Here is a 5,440-nt window from a genome sequence, read left to right on the forward strand (position 1 = left end):
GATCGGAGTACGTCACGACGCTGTGCGCCTTGGCCGAATTGGTCATGGGGCCCGAAGCCGGGCACGTCCTGCGGGTGGTGTACGCCAAAGAGGGTGTTCGCTAGCTGGCGACCTCAACCATCTCGTCGCCGCACTTGCAGATGTATGCCTGATCGGTGCCGCTGCAGTGACATGCGACCTCGATGCGAACGCGGCAGCCGCAGCCGTCATGACCACAGCTCAATAGGGTGCCTGCTTCGTTGGACATCTTCTCCACCTCTTCTGGATCGGGACCTGACCCGGGTCACCCTATACCCCCAGGGGGTATAGGGCAAGGACGGTTAATGCTGTGGCGGCACGCATCGCCGCAGGGCTAGCGTTGGCTCATGACCCCAAAGCCAACCCCCGCTGAAGTCGACGAATTTCTGGACACCACCGTGCTGGACGACGATCCGGTGTTGTCCGCCGCCCTCGAGGACAGCGACGCCGCCGGGTTGCCGAAGATCGCCGTCTCGGCGCAACAGGGCAAGTTCCTGAGCTTGCTCGCCACCGCGGTCGGGGCCCGTCGCATCTTGGAGATCGGGACACTGGGCGGCTTCAGCACGATCTGGCTGGCTCGCGGCGCCGGCCCGGACGGCCGAGTCACCACGCTGGAGTACGAGCCCAAACACGCCGAGGTGGCCCGGGCCAACATCGACCGCGCCGGTCTCGGCGATCGGGTGGAGGTGCTGGTCGGCGCCGCGCTCGACACGCTGCCGAGTGTCACTGGCGGTCCGTTCGACCTGGTGTTCATCGACGCCGACAAGGAGAACAACCCCGGCTACCTGGAATGGGCCGTCAAGCTCACCCACCCTGGCTCAGTGATCGTGGTGGACAACGTGATTCGGGAGGGCGCGATCCTGTCGCCCGGTCAGGATGCCGTGGTGCGCGGGACGAGAAGGGTGCTCGAACTGCTGGGCGAGCATCCCGGGCTCGACACCGCGGTGCTGCAGACGGTGGGCGCCAAACACTGGGACGGCTTCGCGATCGCGCTGGTGAAGTAGGCGGCTACCCGCAGATCGCTCCGTGGGCCGCCGATCCGACCAGCTTGACGTACTTGCCCAGCACGCCGGAGGTGTAGCGCGGCGGCAGCGGGGTGAAACCATCACGGCGGGAAGCGAACTCGTCAGCATCGACCAGCACGTCCAGGGTGCCGTTGGCGACGTCGAGCCGGATCCGGTCGCCGTCGCGCAGGAAGGCGATCGGGCCGCCGTCGACCGCCTCGGGTGCGACGTGCCCGACGCACAGGCCAGTGGTGCCGCCGGAGAACCGGCCGTCGGTCAACAGCAGCACATCCTTGCCCAGGCCGGCGCCCTTGATAGCACCGGTGATGGCGAGCATTTCCCGCATCCCCGGTCCGCCCTTGGGGCCTTCGTAGCGGATCACCACCGCGTCACCGTGGGTGATGGTGCCGTCCTCCAGGGCATCGAGTGCTGCCCGCTCGCGCTCGAAAACCCTTGCCGTGCCCTCGAACACGTCGGAGTCGAAGCCGGCCGACTTGACCACCGCGCCTTCGGGTGCCAGCGAACCGTGCAGGATGGTGATCCCGCCGGTGGGGTGGATGGGGTTGTCCACTGCCCGCAGCACCTTGCCGTCCGGGTCGGGCGGTGCGATGTGCGCGAGGTTCTCGGCCATGGTCCGCCCGGTCACGGTCAGGCAATCGCCGTGCAGCAGACCGGCATCCAGCAGGGCCTTCATCACCACCGGCACACCGCCGATGTGGTCGACGTCGAACATCACGTGCTTGCCGAACGGCTTGACGTCGGCCAGATGCGGCACCTTGGCGCCGATCCGGCTGAAGTCGGCCAGCGACAGCTTCACGTCGGCCTCGTGTGCGATGGCCAGCAGATGCAGCACCGCGTTGGTCGAGCCACCGAACGCCATCACCACCGCGATAGCGTTCTCGAAGGCCTCCTTGGTCAGGATGTCGCGCGCCGTGATGCCACGGCGCAACAGACCGACGACAGCTTCACCGCTGCGCCGTGCGTATCCATCGCGCCGACGGTCGGTCGCCGGCGGTGCGGCGCTCCCGGGCAGCGACATGCCCAACGCCTCGGCCGCGCTGGCCATGGTGTTGGCGGTGAACATGCCGCCGCAGGCGCCCTCGCCGGGACAGATGGCCCGCTCGATCGCGTCGACGTCCGCTCGCGGCATCAGGCCGCGGGCGCAGGCGCCGACCGCCTCGAACGCATCGATGATCGTCACGTCGCGCTCGGTGCCGTCGGACAGCTTGGCCCGGCCCGGCAGGATCGAGCCCGCATAGAGGAAGACCGCGGCCAGATCCAGGCGAGCCGCGGCCATCAGCATGCCGGGCAGCGACTTGTCGCAGCCGGCCAGCAGCACCGATCCGTCAAGGCGTTCGGCCTGCATGACGGTTTCCACGCTGTCGGCGATCACCTCGCGCGACACCAGGGAGAAGTGCATGCCCTCGTGGCCCATCGAGATGCCGTCGGACACCGAGATCGTGCCGAACTCAAGCGGATAGCCGCCGGCGGCGAACACGCCCTCCTTGACGGACTTGGCCAGCCGGTCCAGCGACAGGTTGCAGGGCGTGATCTCGTTCCACGACGACGCCACCCCGATCTGCGGCTTGGCGAAGTCCTCGTCGTCCATTCCCACCGCGCGCAACATCCCGCGCGAAGCGGCCTTTTCCAGGCCGTCGGTGACCTCGCGACTGCGGGGCTTGATGTCGATGGTGTCCTTGCTGTCGGCCATTGCTCAAGTATGCGTGTAGCGCCATGTCGGCCAAAATCATTAAAATACCCCCACGGGGTATATTCGCCGCACCGGCGAACGCCGATTTACCAGGCCGCCGTGGCGCCGGCGCCAGCCGACGTTGACAATGGTGACAACATCGGCGCCATCGCGATGGCCCCGAGCATGATTTTCAAGACCACGATGTTGGAGGGCCAGATGGCACCCGTACACGGCTACTCGTCGCAGAAAGACAACTACGCCAAACGTTTGCGGCGGATCGAGGGCCAGGTGCGTGGCATCGCGAAGATGATCGAGGACGACAAGTACTGCATCGACGTCCTCACCCAGATCAGCGCCGCCAACAACGCCCTGCGATCAGTCGCGCTGAACCTGCTCGACGAGCACCTTGGACACTGCGTCACCCGCGCCGTCTCGGAGGGCGGCACCGAGGCCGACGAGAAGCTGGCCGAAGCTTCCGCGGCCATCGCGAGACTCGTCCGCTCCTGATCGTTAACGCGATGCCCGCAACGCATGGTTGAGTAGTGGCCGTGGTGCCAGCTCGTGCCGCCGAAGGGCGAACCGCTACGAGCGGGCCCTGGAGTGCCCGAATCGCCGTGCAGCTGGCGGTGCTGGCCGCGGCGGCCTTTACCTACGTCACCGCCGAGCTGCTGCCGGTCGGCGCGCTCCCCGCGATCGCTCGTGACCTTCACGCCAGCGTCCCGATGGTCGGCACGTTGCTGGCCTGGTACGCCCTGGTGGCAGCCGTCACGACCATCCCGCTGGTCCGCTGGACCGCACTCTGGCCGCGACGGCGCGCGCTGCTGCTGTCCCTGACCTGCCTGACCGTGTCCCAGCTGATCTCCGCGCTCGCACCCAACTTCGTGGTGCTGGCCTGCGGCCGGGCCCTGTCGGCGGTCACCCACGGCCTGATCCTGTCGGTCATTGCTCCGATCGCCACTCGGCTGGTTCCGGCCAGCCACTCCGGGCGCGCGACTACGAGCATTTACATCGGTATCAGCCTGGCCGTGGTGGTGGGCAGCCCGGCCACGGCGGCGATCAGCCTGGAGTGGAACTGGCGGGTGGCCGTCGCGGCGGTGACCGTGCTGGCCGCGCTGGTGACCGTGGTGGCCTGGCTCGTGCTGCCGGTGATGGCCTTGACCGATGGGCAGCGGGCAGTCGTCGGCCGGAGTGCACACCATTACCGCAATCGGAGACTGGTCATCGTCAGCTTGCTCACCATGATCGCGGTCACCGGGCACTACATGTCCTACACCTTCTTCGCCGTGATCGTCCGCGACGTGGTGGGGGTGCGGGGACCGGACATCGCCTGGCTACTGGCGACCTACGGGATCGCGGGCCTGTTGGCGATCCCGCTGGTGGCCCGACCGATGGACCATCGGCCGAGGGCCGCGACCATCAGCTGCATGGTCGCGCTGTACGTGACATTCCTGGTGCTGACTGCGCTGGCGTTGCACCGGCTGCCGCCGACAGCGACGGCTTTGATCGGGGTCATCGCGATCGCGTTGTGGGGCGGCACCGCCAACGCGGTGTCGCCGATGCTGCAATCTGCGGCAATGCGCGCCGGCGCCGACGATCCGGACGGCGCGTCCGGGCTGTACATGGCGGCGTTTCAGATCGGCATCATGGCCGGATCGTTTGCCGGCGGCTTGTTCTACGAGCACGGGATGCTGATGATGCTGGCCGCCTCCGCGACCTTGATCGGTGTCGGAGCCGCCGGAATGACCATCGAGCGGCAGCTCTTCGACGTTCCCACCGAGGATCGACCGTAAAAGGTAAACCAGCAGGTCAGCGGACTGGTTGACACGCGTTTTCACTCCGAGCGGCGACAGCTGAATTAATAGCTGGGCGCTGCGCTACTGCATACTGGTTCGAGACCGTGACTTGGAGGGATACAAATGTCGCGTTGGACCACGGGTCCTCTGGCCGCTGCGTGCAGCGCAGTGGGAGTGACCGCTGCGCTCATGTTGGGCAGCGGTTTGGCGCTCGCCGACCCGGAGCCGCCGCCCCCGCCCGCGCCAGCAGTAGACGCCCCGGCGCCGCCGCCGCCCGGCGACCCGGCGCCGCCGCTTCCGCCTGCCGACCCGCTGGCGGTGCTGCCGCCGCCCAACCCGTTCGCACCTCCGCTGCCCCCGGGCGACCCATCGGCACCGGCGCCGGCTCTGCCGCCGGCCAGTCCGGCCGCAGGCGCGCCGGCCACCTCGGCCGCCGCGCCCTCGGGTCCGGTTGTCGGCCAGAACCCGGAGCCGTTCACCGGCGCGCCGCCGTTCGTGCCGCCGACCTTCAATCCGGTCAACGGCTCAACGGTCGGCGTGGGCGAGCCGATCATCATCAACTTCGCGCGCCCGATCGCCGACCAGCACATGGCCGAACAGGCGATCCACGTGTCGTCGACGCCGCCGGTGTCCGGCAAGTTCTACTGGCTGACCCCCAGCCAGGTTCGCTGGCGTCCGCTCAGCTTCTGGCCGGCGCACACCGCGGTGCACGTCGACGCGGCCGGCACCCAGGAGAACTTCGTCACCGGTGACTCGCTGATCGCCACCGCCGACGATGCGACTCACCAGCTGATCGTCACCCGCAACGGGACGGTCGAGCAGACCTTCCCGATGTCGATGGGCATGGCTGCGGGCGGTCACCAGACGCCTAACGGCACCTACTATGTGCTCGACAAGAAGGCCAAGGTGGTGATGGATTCGTCCACCTACGG

6 protein-coding genes and 1 pseudogene are annotated in these 5,440 nt (G+C 67.9%); 5 read left to right on the plus strand and 2 right to left on the minus strand.

The features are described from left to right. A pseudogene (locus VGH54_RS00420) lies at positions 1-104 on the plus strand (TIGR04338 family metallohydrolase); the annotation flags it as partial. On the opposite strand, the gene VGH54_RS00425 reads toward VGH54_RS00420, so the two are convergent. Beyond that, entirely contained in the window at positions 101-247 is a 147-nt protein-coding gene (locus VGH54_RS00425) for a metallothionein (RefSeq protein WP_325686393.1), read from the minus strand. The pseudogene VGH54_RS00420 and the gene VGH54_RS00425 overlap by 4 nt on opposite strands. 118 nt (positions 248-365) lie before the next feature. On the opposite strand from VGH54_RS00425, the gene VGH54_RS00430 reads away from it, so the two are divergent. Continuing rightward, on the plus strand, positions 366-1,022 hold the full coding sequence (locus tag VGH54_RS00430) for an O-methyltransferase (RefSeq protein WP_331509970.1): 657 nt from the start codon (positions 366-368) through the stop codon (positions 1,020-1,022). A 4-nt stretch (positions 1,023-1,026) separates the two neighbouring features. Here VGH54_RS00430 and ilvD read toward each other — a convergent pair whose 3' ends face one another. Next, a complete protein-coding gene (ilvD, locus tag VGH54_RS00435; protein ID WP_331509971.1) occupies positions 1,027-2,733 on the minus strand; it encodes a dihydroxy-acid dehydratase in 1,707 nt (568 codons plus the stop codon). Between the two features lie 198 nt (positions 2,734-2,931). Here ilvD and VGH54_RS00440 point away from each other — a divergent pair, with 198 nt between their 5' ends. The 3 genes from VGH54_RS00440 to VGH54_RS00450 all read left to right on the plus strand — a co-directional run. Beyond that, complete coding sequence (locus tag VGH54_RS00440; protein ID WP_331509973.1) at positions 2,932-3,222, plus strand: metal-sensitive transcriptional regulator; 291 nt, start codon at positions 2,932-2,934, stop codon at positions 3,220-3,222. Between the two features lie 44 nt (positions 3,223-3,266). Continuing rightward, positions 3,267-4,505, plus strand: coding sequence for an MFS transporter (locus VGH54_RS00445; RefSeq protein WP_331509974.1), 1,239 nt, complete (start codon positions 3,267-3,269; stop codon positions 4,503-4,505). A 126-nt stretch (positions 4,506-4,631) separates the two neighbouring features. Then, a partial coding sequence (locus VGH54_RS00450) for a L,D-transpeptidase (RefSeq protein ID WP_331509972.1) occupies positions 4,632-5,440 on the plus strand: 809 nt, incomplete at its 3' end.

It is taken from the genome of Mycobacterium sp. (genome assembly GCF_036488105.1).
GTDB lineage: Bacteria > Actinomycetota > Actinomycetes > Mycobacteriales > Mycobacteriaceae > Mycobacterium.